The 24,243-nt window shown below is 60.1% G+C and carries 20 protein-coding genes; 10 read left to right on the top strand and 10 right to left on the bottom strand.

The genetic code is table 11. The annotated features are described in order from the left end of the window. Nucleotides 1-2 precede the first annotated feature (2 nt). From uspE to ogt, 3 genes are all read right to left on the bottom strand, one after another. Nucleotides 3-953, bottom strand: a complete 951-nt coding sequence (gene uspE / locus LPQ25_RS14020; RefSeq protein WP_002903391.1) for a universal stress protein UspE — start codon at nucleotides 951-953, stop codon at nucleotides 3-5. 138 nt (nucleotides 954-1,091) lie between these two features. Further along, complete coding sequence (fnr, locus tag LPQ25_RS14015) at nucleotides 1,092-1,844, bottom strand: fumarate/nitrate reduction transcriptional regulator Fnr (RefSeq protein WP_002903394.1); 753 nt, start codon at nucleotides 1,842-1,844, stop codon at nucleotides 1,092-1,094. Nucleotides 1,845-2,038: 194 nt separating this feature from the next. Further along, a complete protein-coding gene (gene ogt / locus LPQ25_RS14010) occupies nucleotides 2,039-2,554 on the bottom strand; it encodes a methylated-DNA--[protein]-cysteine S-methyltransferase (protein ID WP_004224598.1) in 516 nt (171 codons plus the stop codon). Between the two features lie 292 nt (nucleotides 2,555-2,846). Between ogt and LPQ25_RS14005 the strand changes: the two genes are divergently transcribed. Next, nucleotides 2,847-3,005 carry a hypothetical protein gene (locus tag LPQ25_RS14005; protein WP_002903398.1) on the top strand — a complete coding sequence of 53 codons (159 nt, stop codon included), beginning with the start codon at nucleotides 2,847-2,849 and terminating at the stop codon, nucleotides 3,003-3,005. Between the two features lie 32 nt (nucleotides 3,006-3,037). Here the strand turns inward: LPQ25_RS14005 and abgT are convergent, their stop codons facing one another. From abgT to LPQ25_RS13990, 3 genes are all read right to left on the bottom strand, one after another. After that, nucleotides 3,038-4,564 carry a p-aminobenzoyl-glutamate transporter gene (abgT, locus tag LPQ25_RS14000; RefSeq protein WP_014907663.1) on the bottom strand — a complete coding sequence of 509 codons (1,527 nt, stop codon included), beginning with the start codon at nucleotides 4,562-4,564 and terminating at the stop codon, nucleotides 3,038-3,040. Nucleotides 4,565-4,683: 119 nt separating this feature from the next. Then, nucleotides 4,684-6,129, bottom strand: coding sequence for a M20 family metallopeptidase (locus LPQ25_RS13995; protein WP_004176321.1), 1,446 nt, complete (start codon nucleotides 6,127-6,129; stop codon nucleotides 4,684-4,686). Then, entirely contained in the window at nucleotides 6,129-7,439 is a 1,311-nt protein-coding gene (locus LPQ25_RS13990) for a M20 family metallo-hydrolase (protein WP_009760675.1), read from the bottom strand. Before LPQ25_RS13990 ends, LPQ25_RS13995 begins: the two co-directional genes overlap by 1 nt. Nucleotides 7,440-7,605: 166 nt before the next feature. On the opposite strand from LPQ25_RS13990, the gene LPQ25_RS13985 reads away from it, so the two are divergent. Together LPQ25_RS13985 and smrA are read left to right on the top strand one after the other, a co-directional pair. Then, a complete protein-coding gene (locus tag LPQ25_RS13985; RefSeq protein ID WP_014907661.1) occupies nucleotides 7,606-8,514 on the top strand; it encodes a LysR family transcriptional regulator in 909 nt (302 codons plus the stop codon). A gap of 101 nt (nucleotides 8,515-8,615) precedes the next feature. Then, a complete protein-coding gene (gene smrA / locus LPQ25_RS13980; RefSeq protein WP_004143055.1) occupies nucleotides 8,616-9,179 on the top strand; it encodes a DNA endonuclease SmrA in 564 nt (187 codons plus the stop codon). On the opposite strand, the gene LPQ25_RS13975 is transcribed toward smrA, so the two are convergent. Next, nucleotides 9,176-9,982, bottom strand: a complete 807-nt coding sequence (locus LPQ25_RS13975; protein ID WP_004151560.1) for an IclR family transcriptional regulator domain-containing protein — start codon at nucleotides 9,980-9,982, stop codon at nucleotides 9,176-9,178. The genes smrA and LPQ25_RS13975 overlap by 4 nt on opposite strands. 169 nt (nucleotides 9,983-10,151) lie before the next feature. On the opposite strand from LPQ25_RS13975, the gene LPQ25_RS13970 reads away from it, so the two are divergent. Genes LPQ25_RS13970 through pcaC form a run of 6 tightly spaced genes read left to right on the top strand, consistent with a single transcriptional unit; the run spans nucleotide 10,152 to nucleotide 15,216 of the window. Beyond that, nucleotides 10,152-10,838, top strand: a complete 687-nt coding sequence (locus LPQ25_RS13970) for a 3-oxoacid CoA-transferase subunit A (RefSeq protein ID WP_002903522.1) — start codon at nucleotides 10,152-10,154, stop codon at nucleotides 10,836-10,838. Between the two features lie 10 nt (nucleotides 10,839-10,848). After that, nucleotides 10,849-11,505, top strand: a complete 657-nt coding sequence (locus LPQ25_RS13965; RefSeq protein ID WP_004151559.1) for a 3-oxoacid CoA-transferase subunit B — start codon at nucleotides 10,849-10,851, stop codon at nucleotides 11,503-11,505. Between the two features lie 10 nt (nucleotides 11,506-11,515). Next, entirely contained in the window at nucleotides 11,516-12,718 is a 1,203-nt protein-coding gene (gene pcaF / locus LPQ25_RS13960) for a 3-oxoadipyl-CoA thiolase (RefSeq protein WP_004179693.1), read from the top strand. A 9-nt stretch (nucleotides 12,719-12,727) separates the two neighbouring features. Further along, nucleotides 12,728-14,080: a 3-carboxy-cis,cis-muconate cycloisomerase gene (locus tag LPQ25_RS13955; RefSeq protein ID WP_014907660.1), complete on the top strand. Its 1,353-nt coding sequence runs from the start codon at nucleotides 12,728-12,730 to the stop codon at nucleotides 14,078-14,080. Further along, entirely contained in the window at nucleotides 14,070-14,834 is a 765-nt protein-coding gene (gene pcaD, locus LPQ25_RS13950; protein WP_004151556.1) for a 3-oxoadipate enol-lactonase, read from the top strand. The genes LPQ25_RS13955 and pcaD overlap by 11 nt, the downstream gene beginning before the upstream one ends. Continuing rightward, nucleotides 14,827-15,216 carry a 4-carboxymuconolactone decarboxylase gene (pcaC, locus tag LPQ25_RS13945; RefSeq protein ID WP_004143067.1) on the top strand — a complete coding sequence of 130 codons (390 nt, stop codon included), beginning with the start codon at nucleotides 14,827-14,829 and terminating at the stop codon, nucleotides 15,214-15,216. Before pcaD ends, pcaC begins: the two co-directional genes overlap by 8 nt. A gap of 589 nt (nucleotides 15,217-15,805) precedes the next feature. Here pcaC and LPQ25_RS13940 read toward each other — a convergent pair. The 3 genes from LPQ25_RS13940 to LPQ25_RS13930 all read right to left on the bottom strand — a co-directional run bounded on the left by LPQ25_RS13940 (nucleotide 15,806) and on the right by LPQ25_RS13930 (nucleotide 20,804). Continuing rightward, nucleotides 15,806-17,422, bottom strand: a complete 1,617-nt coding sequence (locus tag LPQ25_RS13940; protein ID WP_014907659.1) for a mechanosensitive ion channel family protein — start codon at nucleotides 17,420-17,422, stop codon at nucleotides 15,806-15,808. A gap of 163 nt (nucleotides 17,423-17,585) precedes the next feature. Beyond that, entirely contained in the window at nucleotides 17,586-19,238 is a 1,653-nt protein-coding gene (fumA, locus tag LPQ25_RS13935) for a class I fumarate hydratase FumA (RefSeq protein ID WP_015874758.1), read from the bottom strand. A gap of 54 nt (nucleotides 19,239-19,292) precedes the next feature. Further along, entirely contained in the window at nucleotides 19,293-20,804 is a 1,512-nt protein-coding gene (locus LPQ25_RS13930; RefSeq protein WP_004148278.1) for an anion permease, read from the bottom strand. A gap of 641 nt (nucleotides 20,805-21,445) precedes the next feature. On the opposite strand from LPQ25_RS13930, the gene LPQ25_RS13925 reads away from it, so the two are divergent. After that, nucleotides 21,446-24,223 carry a flavocytochrome c gene (locus LPQ25_RS13925; protein ID WP_004892288.1) on the top strand — a complete coding sequence of 926 codons (2,778 nt, stop codon included), beginning with the start codon at nucleotides 21,446-21,448 and terminating at the stop codon, nucleotides 24,221-24,223. Nucleotides 24,224-24,243: the final 20 nt, after the last annotated feature.

The raw sequence follows: 24,243 nt of genomic DNA, 5'->3' as shown, positions 1-24,243 counted from the left end.
GGTTAATCGTCGTCGTCGTCGTCCAGTTCCACCGGCGTCTGGTAGGCCTCCGGTTTCAGCACCAGCAGGTCACAGCGCAGGTGGTCGACAACCTGTTCCGCGGTATTGCCGAGGAACGCCGCCGACAGGCCGGTACGTCCGACCGTTCCCAGCACCACGATCCCCGCCTGCAGATGCTCGGCGAGGTCCGGGATCACCTCTTCAGGCAGTCCTTTTTCGACGTGGGTGAATTTTTCATCGATGCCAAACTTCTGCCGCAGCGCTTTCATCGCCAGCAGATGCTGGCCGCGAATGGCGTCGTTGTAGACGCTGGGATCAAAATCCGGCAGTTCTATCGCGATATTGATCGGCGTCACCGGGTAGGCACCGATCAGGTGCACTTCAGTGTGGTTGACTTCTTCCGCCAGCGACAGCGTCTCGCGAACCAGCTTCTCGTTAAGGGTGTTGTGATAATTCTCTTCACTGGCGAGATTGACGGCGACCAGCGCTTTGCCGCCTTCCGGCCACGGCTGGTCTTTGACCATCCACACCGGGCAAGGGCATTTACGCAGCAGATGCCAGTCCGTCGGGGTAAAGATCACCGCCTCCAGTTTGTCGTGCTGGTGGGCCATCTTCAGCAGCAGATCGTGTTTCTCACTGACCACCTCCTGAATAATCGCTTCGAAGGGACGGTTGTGCCACACCACTTTCACGTCAATCGGCACGCCCGATTCCAGGTAGAATTTCGCCTGCTCGCGGATCCAGGCCGTTCGTTGGGCAATGACGCCCTGGCGCATTGCCGTCCGCTCGTCCGGCGACAGCAGGGTGGTCATTTCATAGGAAAAATCATAGATCGGTAAAAAGGCTTTGATGCGTCCACCAATCCGTTGGTGCAGGTACACCGCTCGCCTTAGCGCCGGCTGGTCGTCCTGGTTAGGATCGATTACTACCAGCATGCTCTGATACTTCGCCATACAGGGTCTCCTTACAACTGCAGCTACCGTCAGTTATTAAAAAGATAACCTATATGGATGAATTGAAACAGGGGAGGAGCCTGGTCAGATCAACAAATCTGAAAAAATTGCCGATCGTGACCAGGTATTGCGCAGAGATTAAGCGACGTTGCGCGCCTGCCCGGCCAACTGGGCCAGCAGATCGCTGTTTTCAATAGTGATATATTTGCCTTTCACCGCCAGCATGCCGCTTTTCTGAAAACGGCCCAGCAGACGGCTGATGGTTTCGACGGTGAGGCCGAGATAGTTGCCAATATCGCCGCGGGTCATGGTCAGCCGGAACTCACGTGGTGAGAAGCCGCGCTGGGCGAAACGACGAGAAAGGTTATAGATAAACGCGGCCAGGCGCTCTTCGGCATTCTTTTTGGAAAGCAACAGGATCATATCCTGGTCGCCTTTAATCTCGCCGCTCATCAGGCGCATCATCTGCTGACGCAGATTGGGCATTTTTCCGGAAAGATCGTCAAGGGTTTCGAAGGGGATCTCGCAGACCATCGAGGTTTCCAGCGCCTGCGCAAAGCTCGGGTGCAGACCGGTGCCGATGGCGTCAAAGCCCACCAGGTCGCCCGCCAGATGGAAGCCAGTGATCTGCTCATCACCTTGCTCGGTGATGGTATAGCTTTTGATGGTCCCGGAGCGAATAGCGTACAACGACTTCAGCTCATCACCGGCTTTGAACAAGGTTTGACCTTTCTGGATAGGCTTTTTCCGCTCGATAATATTATCCAGCTGATCAAGCTCATGCTCGTTCAGAGTAAAGGGGATGCAGAGCTGGCTAATGCTGCAATCCTGACAATGGATTGCACAACCGCCAGACTGAATGCGTCGAATAATTCGCTTCTCAGGGATCATATGTCTGCTCAGGCCTTAATTGATATTGGTCAATTTTAACATCTTTTTGATCAGCAGGTAAGTCTTCAGGCCCGGAAACACGTAATATCAGCAGGGTAAATCAAATCGACTGTGTATCTATTTGATTAAAAACAGATTATTACGCCACTTTTGATTGTAAAATTACCTGAAAATTCCAGAAAAGGCATTTTCAGTCAAAGCAACAGATAGCCCTCATGACGCAAAAGCCACTCTTTACGCTGTACGCCGCCGGCATAGCCGGTCATGGTGCCGTTGCGCCCGATGACCCGATGGCAGGGCACCACGATACTCACCGGATTGGCGCCATTGGCGGCGCCCACCGCGCGCGCGGCGCCGGGACGACCGAGCGCCTCGGCCAGTTGGCCGTAGTGCATCACCTGGCCACAGGGGATATCGCGTAACGCCTGCCAGACCTGGCGCTGAAAAGGGGTGCCGGCGGTGGCGGTAGGCAGAGTCTCGATAATGGCTAAATCGCCGGCAAAATAGTCGCTCAGCTTACTGCTGAGACCGCCGGGATTGCGGCAGTCGACGCGCTGATAGCCTTCCCGACGATAGTGTACGTCGAGCAGCGTTTCCATCCGATCGCGGTGCTCGTCCCACTCGACGGCGCGCAAATTAAACTGTTCGTCGCAAAGCACCCACAACGGCCCCAGCGGGGTATCCATTTTATCCTGCAGCAAGGTCAACATCGTTTCTGTCATCCACCATCGTACATGAGAGGCACACGATACCACGCGCTGACGGCAGTCAACTATACTCCCAAAAGGTAAAACCGCATCGCCAGATAGCACGGCGGGCTATCCGCCGTGGAGGCATTCTGCGATCGCCACGATGATTTATTTTTGGATCGATCCTGGCGGGTTACCGGACAGGGTTTTTGCTACTTTTAAGCTGACGACGTCGGTCCTCCGCGCCGCTGTGCGCGCTCGGGAAAGTGCTACCGCGTCGGCGCGGCGCGGTTAATAACTCAGAGGTGGAGCTATGCAATATATACTGACTGGCGTAATCGTACTGATCTTCAGCGGTCTGGTTATTCACGGTATGTCGCTGTTGCTTGAGCGGGGGTATCGCGCGCTTTTCGGCATATTCGCCGGAGCCGGGGAAGCGACCCGTAAGTTCAAAGTGAAGATATCGCGTTAAGCTAAGGCGGCCGTCCCTGGCGCATCGGTGGGTTAAGACAGCCGAGGATAGATGCCAGGGCCGATCGGCAGTCCCACCAGATACCAGCCCACCAGCAACAGCAGCCAGACGGCGAGAAAAATCAGCGGGTAAGGGAGCACCAGCGAATAGTAGGTGCCGAGGCGGGCATCCGGCCGGTAGCGCTGTAGAAAGCCGAGAAACAACGGCACAAACGGTGACACCGGCGCCAGCGGCAGCACCGATGAATCAGCGATACGAAACAGGATCTGCGCAAACGCCGGGTGAAAGCCCAACAGCATAAACATTGGCACGAAGATCGGCGCCAGAATCGACCAGATGGCCGAGCCGCTGGCGATAAACATACACAGAAAAGCCGACAGCAGCGCAAGGCCGACAAACGCCGGAACACCGTTCATGCCTGAACTCTCCAGCAGGTCCGTCAGACCGACGGCCATAAACTTGCCCATGTTGCTCCAGTTGAACATCGCCACGAACTGCGCCAGCGGGAAGACCATCACGATAAACCCGGCCATCTCTTTCATCGGCTCAATCATCAACTGCGGCAGGTCGGCCTGGCGGCGAATTTTGCCGGTGGCGATGCCGTATGCCAGCGACACGACAAAGAAGAAAAAGATAATTAGCGGCACGATGCCTTTGATAAACGGCGAGGGCATGACCGTATGCTGAACCGGATCGCGAAGAATACCGTTTTCGGGGACCACCATCAGGGCGATGACCGCCACGAATACCAGCGTCGCCACGCCGGCGATGCGCAGGCCGAACCGCTCCGCGGGCGTCAGCGTCTGCAGCTTTTCATCACGACTGCCTTGCCACTGGCCCAGCCGCGGCTCGACCAGCTTATCGGTGATCAGTCCGCCGACGAGCGTCAGAACGATCACCGAGGTCGCCATAAAGTACCAGTTGTCGATCACACTGACGTGCAAAGAGGCATCGATGGACTTTGCCGCCTCGGTGCTGATCCCGGAGAGCAGCACGTCGGTGGTGACAATCAGTAGATTGGCGGTAAAGCCGCAGCCCACGCCGGCTATCGCCGCCAGCAGACCAGCGACAGGATGCCGACCGACGGCAAGAAACATCAGCGCTCCCAGCGGCGGCATAATCACCAGCGCCGCATCGGAAGAGATATGGCTGAAAAAGGCGATAAACAGCACCATATAGCTGGCATAGCGGGCGCTGACGTGCGAGGCCATCTTGACCATCAACGCCGGTAACAGGCCCACCCGCTCGGCAAAGCCGGCGCCCAGCACCAGGGCGAGGATCGCCCCCAGCGGCGCGAAACCGCTGAAATTTTTAATCACGTTCGGCAAAAACCAGTGCAATCCTTCCACGCTGAGCAGGTTTTTGACCACCACCCGCGAACCGTCAGTTGGGTTTTGTACCCCAACGTTGAGGGCGGAGAGGATTGCCGTGGCAGCGATCAGCACGGCGATGAGATAGATAAACAGCAAAAACGGGTGCGGGACCTTGTTACCGATCTTCTCTACCCAGCCATAGCGCTTTCCGCCGGGGGAAGATGACGGTATGGATGACATACTCATGGGCATTCCTCTGTTGTCGTTGTTGTGTTGGGCAGGCCTGCTCCCGTACTGCCGGCGGTTATTATGGGCGGTGCGTGCCGCGATCCGGTCAGCGTTGGCCAGGAGTAGCCTCTAAGTGGTTATCGTAAAACGGACGGACTCACCTCCGCCGGGATCGGGCAACGATAGGGGCGTTCGGCCAGTACCTGCCTGAGCTCTTGCTGGCTGGCCTCCAGCAGGGCGCTGTCGCTGAATAAACGGATGGCGGTCGCCGCGAGGACTTTCCCCGCCAGCAACATCCCTTTATGGGCAATGGAGGTTCTGCCCTGGCTCACCAGCTGCCAGCTGTGCAGCGGGGTACCCACCGCGAAGCACGGGCTGAAGCACTGGGCCACCGGCGCTTTCCAGCTAACATCGCCGACGTCGGTGGATCCGGCGAGGACGTTATCCGTGGCCGCCCAGGGCGCCACCTCATCAATCAGCAAGGTGTCGCGGTGGCGACGAGCGAACGTTTTGCCTTCCTCGCCACTGGTGCCGGCAATATTGTTCAGGCTGTTGTTAATATCATTGGCGCTGAGAGTGGCGCGGATCGCCGCGGCAAAAGCGCGTTCCTCGTCGCTCCAGGCGGGGGTACCGTAATGACAGACCGCCTGATACATCGCCGCCTCAAGCGTGCGGTTGGGCAGATAGCTGGAGCAGGCTTTTTCAAAGCGGCAGCTGACCTGGGTCTCGGTCATCAGCGCGGCCCCCTGGGCAATCTTCTCTATGCGGGCGAAGATTTGCTCAGCGTCGGCCATCTCCGGCGCGCGGATCAAATACAGCACTTCCGCCTGCGCCTGCACCACGTTGGGCGAGACGCCGCCGGTATCGGTAATGGCGTAATGGACGCGCGCCTTCTCGATGATATGTTCATTGAGGAAATTGCTGCCGGTGGTCATCAGGGTGACGGCATCCAGCGCGCTCCGGCCCAGGTGCGGCGAATTAGCGGCGTGGGCCGCGGTGCCGGTAAATCGCCATGCCGCCTGAATGTTGGCGAGGGTGCGGGTGCTGAACATCCCGGCCCAGGCTTCCGGATGCCAGGTCAGCGCCGCATCGACATCATCAAACAACCCTTCGCGCACCATAAAGGTTTTTCCCGAACCGCCTTCCTCGCCAGGACAACCGTAGAAGCGCAGAGTGCCGCTGTCGCCGTGCTGCTGCAGCCAGCCTTTGGCGGCAACCGCCGCGGCGAATGCCGCGGTGCCGAGCAGATTGTGCCCACAGCCGTGGCCGTTGGCTCCCGGTGTCAAGGGCGTCGGTTCCGCGCTGTGGGCCTGCTGGCTGAGTCCCGCCAGGGCGTCAAATTCGCCGAGCAGGGCAATGACCGGTTGGCCCTCACCGACGCTGGCGATAAAGGCATTCGGGATCCCGCCAGCATCGCGGGTGAGCTGAAAACCTTCCGCCTCCAGGGCGTCGGCCAGCCGTTGGGCTGACCAGAACTCCTCAAAGCGGGTCTCCGGGTGGTCCCAGATGTCGTCGGCGATGGCGCAGTAAGTGTCGCGTTGTGCCTCAACCACCTCGTCCACAAACTGAAAAATGGCTTCCATTACACCCCCCGCTGCCAGGGAAAGTTAAGCGCGACGCGCGCCAGGGTTTCGACCGCTACCGCCATCACGCTCTCGTCGAAGTCAAACTTTTCGTTGTGGTGACCGGCGCTGAGTTCAGTGCCGAAAATCATGTACGAGGCGAGGCCGCCGCGCGCCTGGACCCGGGCCATCATCAGGGTGGCGTCTTCCGAGCCCGCCGGGGCGGCGATGCGATCCACCGCCTGTTGCACGCCGGGCACCCGGGCGGCCTGTTCGCGCAGATAGTCCACCCACGCCGGCGACGGTGCGCTGGCGGTCGCCGCGCCCATCATGCGCAGTTCGTAGCGGGCTTCGTACATCGCCGCAGCCCCGGCGACGACGTGCTGCGCCCGCTCGAACACGTACTGATTAATGGCTTCGCTTTCGCCGCGGGTTTCCACTTTTAACAGCGCGGAAGAGGGCACCACGTTGCGCCCGGTACCGGCCTGCATCACCCCGACGTTGACCCGCGAGGCGCCGGCGCTGTGCGGCGGGATGGCGTGCAGGCCAAGGGCGGCCTGGGCGGCGGCCAGCAGCGCGTTGCGCCCGTCCTCGGGCTTGCCGCCGGCGTGGGCGGCCACGCCGCTGAACTGCACGTCGAATTTGGTGGTGGCCATAAAGTTGTCTCCACCGCAGACGACGGTACCTGCCGGGACGCCGGTCCCGATATGGATCGCCGTGAAATAATCCACGTCATCAACCACGCCGGCGGCCACCATCGCGCGGGCGCCGCGGGTACCCTCTTCAGCAGGCTGGAAAATCAGTTTAATGACGCCATTGAGCTGGGCGGCATACTGCTTGAGCACATGCGCCAGCCCCAGCCCGATGGCGGTATGGCCGTCATGGCCGCAGGCGTGCATCATGCCGGCGTTGCAGGAGGCGAAATGATCGCGATGGGGGCGGTGGCTATCGTCATGCTGTTCGTTGAGATCGAGGGCATCCATATCGACGCGAAAGGCCAGGGTTGGTCCGGGCCGCCCGGTGTCGAGCGTGGCCACCACGCCGGCGAAACCGCCTTCAAACGCCGGCAGCCAGCGCTCCGGCGCGCCCTGTTCGCGGGCGCGTTCGAAAGCCTGGGCCAGGGTCTCCTCGTCCGGCAGCCCCATCCGGCTGTCGGCATCGATGACGTCGCGGCCTAGCGCCAGCTGATAGCCTAGCCCGTCAAGAATATCCGCGACCTTACTGGCGGTGCGAAACTCCAGCCAGCCGGATTCAGCGTGCAGGTGAAAATCACGGCGCCATTGGGTCATGGAGGGCGCCAGCTGGCGGAGGTATTCATCAAGTTGCGGCATAGCTTATCCTGTCATAAGTAAAAAATGTGACGGCGTTCACGATGTGATAGCTTTTGTTTATCACTGACGCGCTACAGGCCTTAACACCCTTAACCTGCCACAGCCTGATGGATTACAGTAGATGTCATTTTCTTCTGTCTGATAAGCAACGGTTATCACTAAAAGCATGGCATTTCAGATTAAATTTCATCAAATTCGCGCCTTCGTCGAAGTAGCCCGGGAAGGCAGTATCCGTGGCGCCAGCCGGGCGCTGGCGGTCTCGCAGCCGGCGCTGACCAAAGCGATTAAAGAGCTGGAGGAGGGGCTTTCCGCCCAGCTGTTCGTCCGCCGCAGCCAGGGGGTGGCGTTAACCGACAATGGCGAAAGTTTTTATCAACATGCGAGCCTGATCCTTGAGGAGCTGCGGGCGGCGCAGGATGAACTGCTGCAGCGCCAGGGGGAACAGGCCGGGCAAATTAATATTGGCCTTGGCGCCAGCGTCGCCCGGTCGCTGATGCCGTCGGTGATCTGCCGCTTTCATCAGCAGCATCCGCAGGTGAAGGTGCGGATCATGGAGGGTCAGCTGCTGGCGATGATTAATGAGCTGCGCCAGGGGGAGCTGGATTTCACCATTAATACCTATTACCCCGGGCCGTACGACCATGAGTTCAGCTTTGAGAAACTGTTTGAGAAACCGTTCGCGGTGTTCGCCCGCGCGGGCCATCCGGCGGCGCAGGCCACCTCGCTGGGGGAGTTGATGGATCACCACTGGACCATGCCGACGCCGCGCGGCAGCTACTTCAAGCAGCTGCAGGAGCGCTTCGAACAGCTGGGACGGGAGCCAAAGGTGGGGATCGTCTGCGAAACGTTCTCATCCTGCATCAGCCTGGTGGTGAAAAGTGATTTTCTCAGCATCCTGCCGGTGGATCTGGGCAACGACCCGCTGATGGCCGACAAACTGGTGATGATCCCCATCCGTGAAGTGTTACCCACCGCCACCTATTATCTGATCCAGCGGCGCGATACCCGGCAGACGCCGCTCACGGCGTCGTTAATCACCCTGTTCCGCCGCCAGAGCCGACAATTGTTTCCTTAATCGTCCGTCGCGCTCACTTTGCCAGCGAACGCGGCTAAACGCGTTGAGAGGGGAGCGCGAGGCGGCTATAGTAGCTGGCGACAGCCGCTGGAGGAGAGCCCATGAACCTTGATGACAAATCCCTGTTTCTTGACGCCATGGAAGATGTCCAGCCTCTGAAACGTAACAATGACGTGCACTGGCATCCCGGGCGTAACAGCCGGGCCCCGCAACGCGTCGATACCCTGCAGCTGGATAATTTTCTCACCACCGGCTATCTCGATATCGTGCCGCTCGCCACGCCGCTGGAGTTTAAGCGAGAAGGGCTGCAGAGCGGCGTGCTGGATAAGCTGCGGCGGGGGAAATACAGCCAGCAGGCGAGCCTCTCCCTGCTGCGCCAGCCGGTGGAACAGTGCCGGCAGATGCTCTTCGCCTTTATGGTGCAGGCGCAGAAAGAGGGGTTACGCAATGTGCTGATCGTTCACGGCAAAGGCCGCGACGACCAGTCCCACGCCAATATTATCCGCAGCTATCTGGCGCGCTGGCTGGAAGAGCTGCCGGAGGTGCAGGCCTTCTGCGCCGCGCTTCCGCATCATGGCGGCAGCGGCGCCTGCTATGTTGCGCTGCGTAAATCGGCGCAGGCGAAGCAGGAGACCTGGGAGCAGCACGCCAAGCGCAGTCGTTAGCGCAGAAGCAGCGTCAGCTCGCGGGCGGCTTTTTGCAGCTCCGGCAGCACGCGCTCGATCATCTCGCGGGCCGTCATCTGGCCCGCATGCACCCCGACGTTGAGCGCCGCCTGGACCTGCCCCTGAGCGTTAAACAGCGGGACCGCGAGGGAGCGCAGCCCCATCTCCAGCTCCTGATCGTTGAGGGCATACCCCTGCTGATGCACCCGTTTCAGTTCGGCGCGCAGCTTCGCCACCGAATCCACCGTCTGTGGGGTATAGCGGATCATGGTCACCCGGGCCAGCATATCGTTGAGCTTCTCCTCCGGCTGATGGCTCAGCAGCACCCGGCCCATCGAGGTCGCCCACGCCGGAAGGCGACTGCCGATATCCAGGTCGATGGTCATAATCCGCGAGCTGGAGGCGCGGGCGATATACAGGATATCGTCGCCGTCGAGGGTCGCGATGGAGCAGGACTCATTGAGCATTTCGCTCAGATGCCGCAGCACCGGCTGCGCCGAACGCGCCAGCGGCGTCGAGGCCAGCCAGGCGTGGCCCAGCGCCAGGATCCGCGGCCGCAGCTGGAAATTCTTACCGTCTTCGGCATACACGAACCCCAGCTTGCTCAGGGTATACAGGCAGCGGCGCACCGCGGCGCGCGGGATGCCGGTCTTCTGACTGATCTGTGAGATAGACAGCAGGGGCCGCTGCGGTGTGAACGCCTGAATCACCTCCAGACCCCGCGCCAGGGAGGCCATAAAGTTAGGATCGCCTTTAAACGGATCGCCGTCGCCGGTCAGTAAATCGTCTGGATGCTTGTCCATTTCTGTTCCCCATATTTGCCATCGATCACATTCTTTCGCTAAAGATAACCGATGTTCGATTATCGCACCATATTTCGATTATCGCCCTTGACCGACATCGTTAAGCGGGTCACATTTTGTGCGAACAACGAATAAAAGTGCGATTACCGCACATCACTGGAGCGACCTGATGATTGATAAAAGCGTATCGACGCTGAGCGAGGCCATCGCCGGGATCCACGATGGGGCGACTATTATGATCGGCGGCTTTGGCCCCGCCGGCCAGCCGACCTTTCTGATTGACGCCCTGATTGACCAGGGCGCTCGCGACCTGACCATCATAAATAACAACGCCGGCAACGGGGAAGTGGGTCTCGCCGCGCTGCTCAAAGCGGGCCGGGTGCGCAAAATGATCTGCTCCTTTCCGCGCCAGGTGGATTCGCAGATTTTCGATGATCTCTACCGTCGCGGCAAAGTGGAGCTGGAGCTGGTGCCGCAGGGCAACCTCGCGGCGCGGATCCAGGCGGCCGGCGCCGGGCTGGGGGCGGTATTTACCCCCACCGGCTACGGCACGCCGCTGGCGGAAGGCAAGGAGACACGGGAAATCGACGGTCGCCACTACGTGCTGGAGTACCCGATCAAAGCCGATTTCGCGCTGATTAAAGCCCACCAGGGCGACCGCTGGGGCAACCTGGTCTATCGCAAGGCGGCGCGCAACTTTGGCCCGATCATGGCGACAGCGGCGAAAACCACCATCGTAGAGGTCTCGCAGCTGGTGGCGCTGGGCGACCTCGACCCGGAAAACATCATCACCCCCGGCATTTTCGTCCAGCGCGTCTTCTCGCTGGAAAACCTGACTGCCGCACAACGCGCCTGAGGAGCCCGACATGCAAAAACTGACCCGTGACGAAATGGCCCAGCGCGTGGCCCGCGATATTCCCGAAGGCGCTTACGTCAACCTCGGTATCGGCCTGCCGACCCGCATCGCCAATTACCTGCCCGCCGACAAAGAGGTGTTCCTGCACAGCGAAAACGGCCTGCTGGGGATGGGGCCGAAACCGCAGCCCGGGGAAGAAGATCCCGAGCTGATCAATGCCGGTAAAGAGTATGTCACCCTCCTGCAGGGGGGCTGCTATTTCCACCACGGCGACTCCTTCGCCATGATGCGCGGCGGCCATCTCGATATCTGCGTGCTGGGGGCCTATCAGGTTTCCGCCAGCGGCGACCTCGCCAACTGGAGCACCGGTGCGCCGGATGCGATCCCGGCCGTTGGCGGGGCGATGGATCTGGCCATCGGCGCCCGCCAGGTATTTGTGATGATGGACCACCTGACCCGTGACGGCGAGTGCAAGCTGGTGGCGCAGTGCAGCTACCCGCTGACCGGCGTCGGCTGCGTCAGCCGGATCTATACCGACCTGGCGGTGATCGACATCACCGACCGCGGCCCGGTGGTGCGGGAAATCTTTAACGGCCTCTCTTTTGAAGAGCTGCAGCGCATCACTCCGGTGGCGCTGACCTTTCAACAACTGGCGGAAAGCGCGTAAGGAACCTATGATGAATCAGGCATTTATCTGTGATGCGGTGCGTACACCCTTTGGCCGTTTCGGCGGTGCCCTGGCGACGATGCGCGCTGACGACCTGGCGGCGCTGCCGCTGAAAGCGCTGCTGGCGCGGAACCCGGGACTGGATCCCTCGCGCATTGACGATGTGATCTTTGGCTGCGCCAACCAGGCCGGGGAAGATAACCGCAACGTGGCGCGGATGGCGCTGCTGCTGGCCGGCCTGCCGGAGAGCGTGCCCGGGAGCACCATCAACCGCCTGTGCGGTTCCAGCCTTGACGCGATCGGCGTCGCGGCGCGGGCGATTAAAAGCGGGGAGACGCAGCTGATGATCGCCGGCGGGGTGGAGAGCATGTCCCGCGCGCCGTTTGTGATGGGGAAGGCGGAGAGCGCCTTTAGCCGCAGCATGCAGATGGAGGATACCACCATCGGCTGGCGCTTTATTAACCCGCAGATGAAAGCCCTGTACGGCGTGCATTCCATGCCGGAGACGGCGGAAAACGTCGCCGATGAGTTTGCCATCTCCCGTGCCGATCAGGACGCGTTCGCCTTACGCAGTCAGTTGCGCACCGCCGCGGCGCAAGAGGCGGGGCGTTTCGCCGATGAGCTGATCGCCGTCCAGGTGCCGCAGCGCAAAGGCGAGCCGCTGCTGTTTAGCCGCGATGAGCACCCGCGCAGCACCTCGCTGGAGGCGCTGGCTAAACTGCGCGGCGTGGTGCGCGCCGACGGCAGCGTTACCGCCGGTAACGCCTCCGGGGTTAACGACGGCGCCTGCGCGCTGCTGCTGGCCAGCGAGACGGCGCTGTCGGCTAACGATCTTCAGCCGCTGGCCCGGGTGGTCGGCGTGGCGACGGCGGGCGTTGCGCCGCGGATCATGGGGTTTGGCCCGGCGCCGGCGGTGCGCAAGGTGCTGGCGCAGACCGGCCTGACATTAGGCCAGATGGATGTCATTGAGCTGAATGAAGCCTTCGCCGCGCAGGCGCTGGCGGTGACCCGTGATTTGGGCTTACCGGACGATGCCGCCCACGTGAACCCTAACGGCGGGGCGATTGCGCTGGGCCACCCGCTCGGCGCCTCCGGCGGCCGGCTGGCGATGACCGCGGCTTATCAGCTGAAACGGACCGGCGGTCGTTACGCCCTGTGCACCATGTGCATCGGCGTCGGACAGGGGATCGCCCTGATTATTGAACGCGTTTAAGGAGCCAGAATGAGTTTGTTGACCCCGATGCTGCGCAGCAGTCCGCTAACCGACTGGTTCAGCGACGTGCAGCGGGTGCAGGGCATGCTGGATTTTGAAGCGGCGCTGGCGCAAGCGCAGGCCGCCTGCGGGATGGTGCCGCCGGAAGCGGTCGGGCCAATTGTGGCGGCCTGCCGCCACGAGGCCATCGATTTTGCCGCGCTGGGCGAGGCGGCGGTGGGAGCCGGTAACCTGGCGATCCCACTGGTGAAACAGCTGACGGCGCAGGTAAAAGCGCAAGATCCCGAGGCTGCGCGCTACGTTCACTGGGGCGCTACCAGCCAGGACGCCATCGACACCGGACTGGTTCTCCAGCTGCGCGGGGCGCTGGATGCCGCTGAGACTCTGCTTGAGCAGCTGTTGGCGGCCCTGGCTCTCCAGGCGGATCGTTATCGCGATACCGTGATGCCGGGACGGACCTGGATGCAGCACGCGCTGCCGGTGACCTTTGGCCTGAAGCTGGCGGGCACCCTCGACGCGCTCCTGCGCTGGCAGCAGCGACTGCGCGAGATGCGTCCGCGACTGCTGGTGCTGCAGTTCGGCGGCGCCGCGGGCACTCTGGACGCGCTAAAAGAGAAAGGGCCGGCGGTTGGCCTGGCGCTGGCGCAGATCCTCTGTCTGTCGCTGCCGGATACTCCGTGGCACAGCCAGCGCGATCGGCTGCTGGAGGCGGGCGCCTGGTTCGCCGGCGTCTGCGGCACGCTGGGGAAATTCGCTAACGATTTCTCCCTGCTGATGCAGACCGAAGTGGCTGAGGTCGGCGAGCCGGTGGCGGAAGGCCGCGGCGGCTCGTCGACGATGCCGCATAAGCGCAATCCGGTGGCCTGCGCGGCGATCCTGACCGCCGCCCAGCGTACGCCGGGGCTGATGGCGACGCTCTACGCCAGCCAACTCCAGCAGCATGAGCGGGCGCTGGGCGGCTGGCAGGCGGAGTGGGAGACCCTGCCGGAGCTAATTACCCTGGTGGGCGGGGCGTTGGCGCAAAGCGAGGCGCTGGTGCGCGACATGCAGGTTTTCCCGCAGAAAATGCGCGCCGATCTCGATATCACCCATGGGCTGATTATGGCTGAGGCGGTGACTCTGGCGCTGGCGGAATTCATTGGCAAAGCCGAGGCGCATCATCATATCGAGGCGCTGTGCCGCCAGGCGCTGGACCGTCACTGCCCGCTGGTCGATCTGCTCGCGGCTGACCCACAGGTCAGTCAGTATCTCTCTCGTGAACGCTTAACCACGCTGCTGGACCCGGCAACGGCGACCGGCAGCGCCGAACGCTTTGTGCGCCAGGTGCTGGCGCGTTATCAGGAGCAACGTGATGAATCTTGATTATCAACTCGACGGGCCGGATGGCGCGCCGGTTATCGTCCTCTCCAATTCGCTGGGCACCACCCGGGCGATGTGGCAGCCGCAGATCGAGGCGTTAACCGCCCATTTCCGGGTGCTGCGCTACGACACGCACGGCCACGGTAAAACGACGAAAAATGGCAAAGTGACCCTCGCCCAGTTGGGTGAGGATGTGATTGCGCTGCTCGATCACCTGAATATCGACCGCGCCTGGTTCTGCGGGATCTCGATGGGCGGTTTGACCGGCCTGTGGCTGGGACGCTTTGCGCCGGAGCGTTTTCATGGTCTGGCGGTCGCCAACACCGCGGCGCGCATTGGCGATCAGGCCAGCTGGCTGTCGCGGGCGCGGGCCGTACGTCAGGAGGGGATGGCGGTGGTGGCCGCCGGAGCGGCAGACCGCTGGTTTACCCACGCGTTTCGCCAGAAGGCGCCGGAGGTGGTCGAGGCGCTTTGTCACCAGCTGACCCATACCGATGCTGAAGGCTATGCCGCCTGCTGTGAGGCGCTGGCCGCCGCCGACCTGCGGGGCGAAGTGGGGCAGATCCCGCTGCCGACGCTAATCATCGCCGGGGAAAGTGACCCTGTCACCACGGTTGGTGACGCTCATTTCCTGCAGCAGCAGATCCCCGCCTCCGAGGTGGTGGTTCTGGCGGCATCGCATCTGTCTAACATTGAGGCGCCGAAAAGCTTTACTTCGGCGCTGCTGAGCTTTTTCCAGGGGGAACGCCATGGATGATAAACAGCGCTATCAGGACGGGATGGCGGTACGGCGCAAAGTATTGGGCGACGCCCACGTCGACCGTACGCTGCAGCATCTGACGCCGTTGAATGATGAGTTTCAGGACTTTATTACCCGCTATGCCTGGGGCGAGACCTGGACGCGTCCGGGGCTCGATCACCATACCCGCAGCATGATCACTATTGCCATGCTGATCGCTCTCAATCGCGAGGCGGAGCTGAAGATGCATCTACGCGCGTCGTTTAACAACGGGGTGACCCGCGATGAGCTGAAAGAGCTGATCATGCACTCTGCGCTGTACTGCGGGCTGCCGGCGGCCAATGCCACGATGCATCTGGCGCAGCAGGTGTTTGACGACATCGACGCCGCGCAGGGTTGAGTCGTCGTCCGAGTCGGCTTGCCCGGCAGTCGTTGTAGGCCGGGTACGGCGCCGATAGATTGCCCTCCGGCGCAGCGCTTGCCGGGCCTGGGAAGCAAAGATCGCCTGTAGACCCCGTAGGCCGGGTAAGGCGCAGCCGCCACCCGGCGAAATAAAGGCACAACCGGAAATGTCCCTGTTCGCACTATGTTTGGCAGGGCTACAACTTCTATGTTAATTCCGGGCAGATTGCGCTCCCGGTTGATCTTCTGCGTTCTGTCTCTTATGGCGCAGGGAGCGCACAGGGGGCGGCCAGTCGCCGCCGCCCCCTGTACCCCCGGGCTCCGGCCAGCAAAATCGCCACTGCGCGGTCCCTTCGACTTATCCCTGCAGGCTGCGGGTCGGGCCGAGGCAGCGTCCCTGCAAAACACGGCCCTCAGCCCGCATCCATGCGGGCTGCCCCGGCCTTCCGGGAACGTCTCAGCGATTTTGAGGCCGCCAGCACCGGCAGTTTCAGTCGCGCAAATGGGTAAATGAGTGACAGGCCGCACGAACCCCTGGCCGGGTAAGGCGCAGCCGCCACCCGGCGGAAATGCCGCTACGTTAACCCTTATTTCTCAGGCTCCTGCGGCGCGACGGCCGGGGCGGCGTACCAGGCTTCCTGCGGTACCACTACCGCCGCCTTTGGCTGCATCACAAAGTTCGGCGACATAATCTGCACGCCGAATTCGTTAAACACATCAATAATGCTGCTATGCAATGCGTTGCGGCCATCCGGCAGCTTGGTTGTGGGGAGTAAGCGCACCTGCAGCTCATACGAGGTGTACCAGTCAAGCAATCCCAGCTTACGCACCACCGGCGCAATTTGCTGATCGATCCCCGGGGTGCGTCTCGCCGCCAGCTCCAGCAGCGCATGGACCTGACGCCACGGCGTATCGTAGCCGATGGTGACGCTGGTGGTGAGGTTGACTCCACCGTCGGCGCTTTCGGCGCTGAGATTAATAATTTTCCCGCTCACCACCACCGCGTTCGGGACGGTAACGATGTAATTTTCGCGGGTGAGAATTTTGGTCGCCAGTACGCCAATCTCGCTGACCTGACCCTCATTATCGGCGAGGCGGATCCAGTCGCCTTTGCGCAGCGCCCGAGAGTAGATCAGCACCAGGCCGCTCATCGCATGGGTCATCACTCCGGTTGACCCGAGGGTCAGCATCAGGCCGAAGAACACGCTAATGCCTTTGAAGGCGAGAGAGTTGGCGCCGGGAAGGAACGGGTAGGCGGCGGAGAGGGCAAACAACCAGATGACCACCGAGATAAGTCGACGGGTGGCGCTAACGGTCTCCGGATGAATGCCGGGAACCTGAATGCGGCCGGCGGCGACCTGGTCGAGAACCACCTTCACCAGGCGAATGATAAGCCAGGTGAGAAGGAAAATAAGCACCACGATCATCAGCCCCGGCAGGGAGGCGACAATCGACAGAGTGAGGTCGCGGATCACCCCCAGCGACCAGTCGCCCAGCGATTCGCTCCACACCCGCGTCCAGGGAAACAGGCTGAAGGCCCAGCTCAGCCAGAGATAACAGGCCAGCATGCCGAGAAAGATGACCAGCACAGCATAGAGTCGAACTTCAATATTGCCGAGATAGCGCCGCCAGTGCTGGGGTATGGCGCTACGTTTTTCGAGGATCTGCAGCAGGAAAAAGCGTCGCACCCGCCGCCAGGCGCGGAAGGCACCGTAGTGGAACAGCGCCAGCAGCAGCGCCCCGGCCAGGGCTTTACCGGCGGAGATGAACAGATAGCGGTTGTTGAACTGCTCCTGGAGGCTGGTGCGCTGGGCTTCCATACGCGCCAGCACCCGCTGGGCTGCCTGGTCGAGGGTTAAATCATCGCCCTCGTCGAGATCCGCCTGGCTCAGCAGCAGCACCGGTTTGCCGTTCATCAGCAACAGTCTGCCTGGCTGACCATAGCGGATAACCGGCACGACCCGCAGCGGCTGGCGAATATCATCTTCGGTGAAGGCGCGCAGGGCGCTGCGGGTGCGCAAAACGCGCTCTTCGGGCGTGGTCTGGCCAAAGGTGGCCTGCAACATAACGACAGGTTGGTGGAAAATCGTGACCGTGCGTGCCTGCTCGCGCGCGGTTGGCTGCTGTCGCGGTTCGGCGGCCAGCGCCGGCTGGAGCACCAGCAGCGCCAGCGCCCAGAGGATAACGATGCTCATCCTGTTCATTGAGGCACCTGAGATAAGAATTATTGTTATTTTTCAGTAAAAAACGGAGGGCTTGTAGTTGAGCATAGCCTGGTGCGAAGTGAATTCAAGCTGGGGAAACGCGGACATAAAAAAAGCCGTCGCCCAAACGGCGACGGCCTGATATCAGCGTCAGAGGATAGCGTTAGCCGTGCTGTTTACAGCCCGCGCACTGCTTATTCTGGATCTGCTGGAAGAAGTCGTTGCCTTTATCATCGACGAGGATAAACGCCGGAAAATCTTCCACTTCGATTTTCCAGATAGCTTCCATCCCCAGTTCCGGATAGGCCACGCACTCGAGGCTCTTGATACTCTGCTGGGCGAGCACTGCCGCCGGGCCGCCGATGCTTCCAAGGTAGAAGCCGCCGTGTTTATGGCAGGCATCGGTCACCTGCTGGCTGCGGTTGCCTTTCGCCAGCATCACCATGCTCGCGCCGTGGGACTGCAGCAGATCAACGTAAGAGTCCATGCGGCCGGCAGTGGTTGGGCCGAGGGAGCCGGAAGCGTAACCGGCTGGCGTTTTTGCCGGGCCCGCGTAGTAGATCGGGTGATCTTTGACGTACTGCGGCAGCGCCTCGCCGTTGTCGATAAGCTCCTTCAGCTTGGCGTGGGCGATGTCGCGGGCCACGATAATGGTGCCGTTAAGGCTCAGGCGGGTGGAGACCGGATGTGCCGACAGCTGCGCCAGGATCTCGCTCATCGGCTGATTCAGGTTGATGCTTACCACCTCGCCTTCGCCGGCCTGACGCAGATGCTCAGGAATATATTTTCCCGGATTGTTCTCCAGCTTCTCGATCCAGATACCGTCGCGGTTGATTTTCGCTTTGATGTTACGGTCGGCGGAGCAGGAGACACCCATGCCGATCGGGCAGGAGGCGCCGTGGCGCGGCAGACGGATCACCCGGATATCGTGGGCGAAGTATTTCCCGCCGAACTGCGCGCCGAGGCCGAGGTTCTGCGCTTCCTGCAGCAACTCCTGCTCCAGCTGCACGTCGCGGAACGCCTGACCGTGTTCGTTACCTTCGGTCGGCAGACCGTCGTAATAGCGGGTCGAGGCCAGTTTGACGGTCTTCAGCGTCGCTTCCGCTGAGGTGCCGCCGATCACAAACGCGATGTGGTACGGCGGGCAGGCGGCGGTGCCGAGAGTGCGCATCTTCTCAACGAGGTAGTTTTTCAGCTTCGCCGGGGTGATCAGGGCCTTGGTTTCCTGGTACAGATAGGTTTTGTTGGCGGAACCGCCGCCTTTCGCCATGCACAGGAACTTATATTCTTCACCGTCGACGCTATAGAGATCGATCTGCGCCGGCAGGTTGGTGCCGGTGTTAACCTCTTTATACATATCCAGCGGCGCGTTCTGTGAGTAGCGCAGGTTATCTTCGGTATAGGTGTTGTAAACGCCCTGCGCCAGGGCGGCTTCATCGCCACCGCCGGTCCAGACGCGCTGGCCTTTTTTCCCCATGATAATCGCGGTCCCGGTATCCTGGCAGGTGGGCAGCACGCCCTTGGCGGCAATTTCCGAGTTGCGCAGGAACTGCAGGGCGACATATTTATCGTTATCGCTGGCTTCCGGGTCGAGCAAAATCGAGGCGACCTGTTGCTGATGGGAGACGCGCAGCATAAAGGCGGCGTCGTGGAAGGCCTGCTGAGCGAGCAGGGTCAGCGCCTGCGGCTCAACTTTCAGGACCTGCTGGCCGTCAAATTCGGCGACGGAGACGTGCTCTTTGCTGAGCAGATAGTATTCCGTATCGTCGTGCGCCAGAGGAAACGGATCCTGATAAACAAACGGTTTAGTCGACATAGTCACTTACTCCATAAAGATAAAAACCGCCGGGGTAGTCCCGGCGGTTATGAATCAGAACATCATGGACATCCACGGATAGCCGATCAGCAGCAGGGCGGCCAGGAAGATGGCGCCAAAGATGGTGCCGAGGCGCCAGTAATCTTTGGTCGGCAGGTAGCCGCTGCCGTAGTAGATTGGGCTTGGGCCAGTACCGTACGGGGTGATGATCCCCATCACGCCCAGCGAGGTGACCATCAGCAGGACAAACACTTCCATATTCATTCCCGGGATAGTCGAGGCAATGGTCAGCATGGCCGGCAGCAGCGCGGTGGTGTGCGCGGTGGTGCTGGCAAACAGATAGTGCAGCAGGTAGAACGCCAGCAGCAGGACGATGGTCGCCATCCCCGGGGAGATGCCGCTCATCAGCGCGCCGCCCTCTTTACCCAGCCAGGCGATAAAGCCGGTGGAGGAGAGGCCGTCGGCCAGTGCCACCAGGGTGGCGAACCAGACAAAGGTGTTCCATGCCGCTTTGTTGTTGGTGATATCGCTCCAGGAGAGCACGCCGGTCCACAGCATCAGCACGATAACCAGCAGGGCAGCCAGCGCCGGTTCGATCCAGTCGGCGGCGAAGATCCACATCATCAGCGCGAAGCAGACGAATACCAGCAGCAGAATTTCATTGCGCGACAGTTTGCCCAGTTTTTCCAGTTCACGCGCGGCCCACAGCGGCACTTCGTTATTGACTTTCACTTCCGGCGGGTAGAACCAGTAGGCCAGCAGCGGCATGGCCAGAATCAGCAGGATACCCAGCGGCAGGAAGGCGATGAACCAGGTGCCCCAGGAGATATTGATGCCAACAATGCTTTTGACCAGCGCCAGGGCCAGCAGGTTCGGGGCCAGAGCCGACAGGAACATCGAGCTGGTAATACAGGCGGCGGTGATCGCTACCCACATCAGATAGGAACCGATTTTACGTGCGCTCGGATCGTTTGGCTTTGAACCGTACAGCGGCGGCAGGTTAGCGATAATCGGGTAGATAGTCCCCCCGCTGCGTGCGGTGTTAGACGGCGTAAACGGCGCCAGCAGCAGATCCGCGAAGGTGATGGCGTAGCCGAGCGTCAGGCTGCGACGGCCAAGATATTTCACCAGAATCAGCGCCAGGCGGCGGCCGAACTGCGTTTTATCGTAGCCGGCGGCGAACATGAACGCGCCGAAGATAAGCCACACGGTGGAGTTGCCGAAGCCGCTCACCGCCCACTTAAAGGAGGCGCCAGCCATTTTGAAGCCTGGCGCGGCCATCTGATCCGGGCTGAACAGCAGCCACTGGCTGCACAAGGCAATAACTACCACGCCGGTGATACCGATAACGGCGCCGGGCAGCGGTTCAAAAATCAACCCGACGATCACCCCGACAAAGATAGCGAAGTAGTGCCAGGCGTACGGCGGCAGGCCTTCGGGGACCGGGACGAACAATAACAGCACGGCAACGATAATCGGCAGCGCCATCATCAGGAGAGGTTTTTTATTCGCAGTCGTTGGCTTGACTGCACCGGCAGGCGGTATGGTTGTCTTTTTCTCTTTCATAATGAGTATCTGCAAGTTGTTGAAAATAACGTCTACGCCAGCGTCTTGCTCAGTGGTTTCTTTAATTACAAAAGTTACTTTAGTTTTTATTTTGCGTTTCTGAGTATCGACAGGGCGCTTATTTAACGCGTTTTATGAGGCGTTAAATTAAATTTGTTGGTTATTTATATATTGCGCTTTCAATGGCCGTTGCAATTGATCAAGATCAAGAAAAGCCGGTGATTTCACTATTTTTTTATTATCAGTATAACCCTATGTGATGAGATGTTATTTTGGCGAAAATATCGATAGATGTTAAAAGCAAAATGAACAATAAATGCTGAAATTATTTTCTGTTTTAGTATCTTAATGATTTTATTGTATTTTTTGTTGTTTCCTTGTCATTGTTTATGTTAACAAAAGTATCCTAATTGTTATCACGCATTTGTATTATGTAAATGCTATTTATTATTTTAATAATACAATAGAGGTAGCGATGTTATTGCTGGGGTTAAATAGTTTTATAACTAACGTAATTGGTTTAGTAATTAAAAAAGGCGCTATATTATTGGCATGACAACAGGAATTAAAAAACCAAAACCATTAATGATTCCGTCACCCCATTCTGAGCTTTTAATATTTTAAAATCTGGAGCGTAACTTATGACCAGTAACGAACGTATTTTGCAGCCATTTACTTTACCAAATGGTACCGAGCTGAAAAACCGTTTGCTCATGGCGCCAATGACCACCTGCACCGGTTATTTCGATGGTACCGTCACCAGCGAGCTGGTGGAGTACTACCGCGCGCGCGCCGGAAGCATCGGTACCATTATTGTCGAGTGCTGCTTTATTGATGACTACGGTCTGGCCTTCCCGGGAGCGATCGGCATCGATAATGATGAAAAAATTGCCGGCCTGGCGAAAATCGCTGAGGCGATCAAAGCCGAAGGTTCAAAAGCGATTCTGCAGATCTACCACGGCGGCCGTATGGTCGACCCGCAGCTGATCGGGGGGCGCCAGCCGGTGGCGCCGAGCGCTATTGCCGCGCCGCGTGAGGGCGCCGCCATGCCGCGGGCGCTGAGCGGAGAAGAAGTGGAAGGGATGATCGCCAAGTTTGGCGACGGCGTTCGTCGCGCCATTCTCGCCGGTTTCGACGGGGTCGAAATTCACGGCGCCAACACCTATCTCATTCAGCAGTTCTATTCGCCGAACTCCAACCAGCGCGATGACGAGTGGGGCGGTAGCCGCGACAACCGCGCCCGTTTCCCACTGGCGGTGCTGGATATTACCCACAAAATGGCCCGCCAGTACGCCGACGATGCCTTTATCATCGGCTATCGCTTCTCGCCGGAGGAGATGGAGGTCCCGGGGATCCGCTTTGACGACACCATGTATCTGCTGGAAAAGCTGGCCGCCCGCGGTGTCGATTATCTGCACTTCTCGGTGGGCGCGACCCTGCGTCCGTCTATCGTCGATACCAGCGACCCGACGCCGCTGATCGAGAAATACTGCGCGATGCGCTCTGACACCCTCGCCCAGGTGCCGGTGATGGGCGTCGGCGGGGTGGTGAACGCCGCCGATGCCGAGCAGGGCCTCGATCACGGCTATGACCTGATTGCGGTAGGCCGCGCCTGCATCGCCTATCCGGACTGGGCGTCACGTATCGCAGCCGGCGAAGAGCTGGAGCTGTTTATCGACAGCACCCAGCGTGAAGCGCTGCACATTCCGGAACCGCTATGGCGTTTCTCGCTGGTGGAAGCGATGATCCGCGACATGAGCATGGGCGACGCCAAATTTAAACCGGGGATGTTTGTTGAGACCGTCCACGATGACGCCAATGAGCTGGTGATCAACGTCAGCCTCGAAAATGACCATATTGCCGATATCGAACTGGCGGCGAGCCCGGTCCAGACTGTGGAATTCACCACCAGCTTCGAAGAGATCCGCGAACGTATTCTCACCGCCAATACCCCGCACGTCGATGCCATTTCCGGGGCCACCAGCCAGAGCGAGGCGGTGAAAAAAGCGGTCGCCAAAGCGATGCTGAAATCGAGTAAAGCGCTGGCGGCGGAAGAGGGCGGCAATGACGCCGCGCCGAAAAGCTATGATGTGGTGGTAGTCGGCAGCGGCGGCGCCGGTCTGGCGGCAGCCATTCAGGCACACGACGAAGGGGCCAGCGTGCTGATCGTTGAAAAAATGCCAACCATCGGCGGGAACACCATCAAGGCTTCCGCCGGGATGAACGCCGCGGAAACCCGCTTCCAGCGCGTGAAAGGTATCGAAGACAGTAAAGAGCTGTTCTATCAGGAAACCCTGAAGGGCGGCCACAACAAAAACAACCCGCAGCTGCTGCGCCGTTTCGTTGAAAACGCGCCGCAAGCCATTGAGTGGCTGGCGGACCGGGGCATTATGCTCAACGACATTACCACCACCGGTGGGATGAGCATTGACCGTACCCACCGCCCGCGCGACGGGTCAGCGGTCGGCGGCTATCTGATTAGCGGCCTGGTGCGCAATATCACCAAACGCGGTATTGACGTCCTGCTGGATACCTCGGTGGAAGAGATCCTGATGCGCGGGGATGAGGTTAGCGGTGTACGTCTGATCAACGACGAAAAAGAGGTCATTGAAGTACAGACCAAAAGCATCGTAGTGGCCACCGGCGGCTTCAGCGCTAACAGCGCGATGGTCGTGAAGTATCGTCCTGACCTTGAAGGCTTCGTCACCACTAACCACAAAGGGGCTACCGGGAGCGGTATCGCGTTGCTGGAACGCATCGGCGCCGGCACCGTGGACATGGGCGAAATTCAGATTCACCCGACCGTCGAGCAGCAGACCTCGTATCTGATTTCCGAATCGATTCGCGGCGGCGGCGCTATTCTCGTTAACCAGCAGGGGAACCGCTTCTTCAACGAGATGGAGACCCGCGATAAAGTCTCGGCGGCGATTATCGCTCTGCCGGAACACTTTGCTTACATCGTCTTCGACGAGCATGTGCGGGCGAAAAACAAAGCTGCCGACGAGTACATCGCCAAAGGCTTCGTCACCAGCGCCAGCTCACCGCGGGAACTGGCGGAGAAACTGGGGATGGATTACCATGCCTTCCTCGCCACCCTCGAGTGCTATAACGGGGCGGTGGAAAAACAGCATGATGAACAGTTTGGCCGGACCACCGCGCTGCGCGCGCCGATTAACGAAGGCCCGTTCCACGCTATTCGCATCGCCCCCGGCGTGCACCACACCATGGGCGGCGTGACCATTAATACCGATGGCGAAGTGCTGAATGTGGCGCAGCAGCCGATTCGCGGCGCCTACGCCGCCGGTGAAGTGGTGGGCGGGATCCACGGCGGCAACCGTATCGGCGGTAACGCGGTGGCGGATATCATCATCTTCGGTACCCTCGCGGGCCATCAGGCGGCGAAACGTGCCAGAGGATAACCTGTAACCTTGCTCCTGCC

This window comes from Klebsiella sp. KPN54798, assembly GCF_021184225.1.
Classification (GTDB): domain Bacteria; phylum Pseudomonadota; class Gammaproteobacteria; order Enterobacterales; family Enterobacteriaceae; genus Klebsiella; species Klebsiella pneumoniae.
Note: the sequence above shows the minus strand (reverse complement) of the source record. Positions and strands in the feature narration are given on the sequence as shown.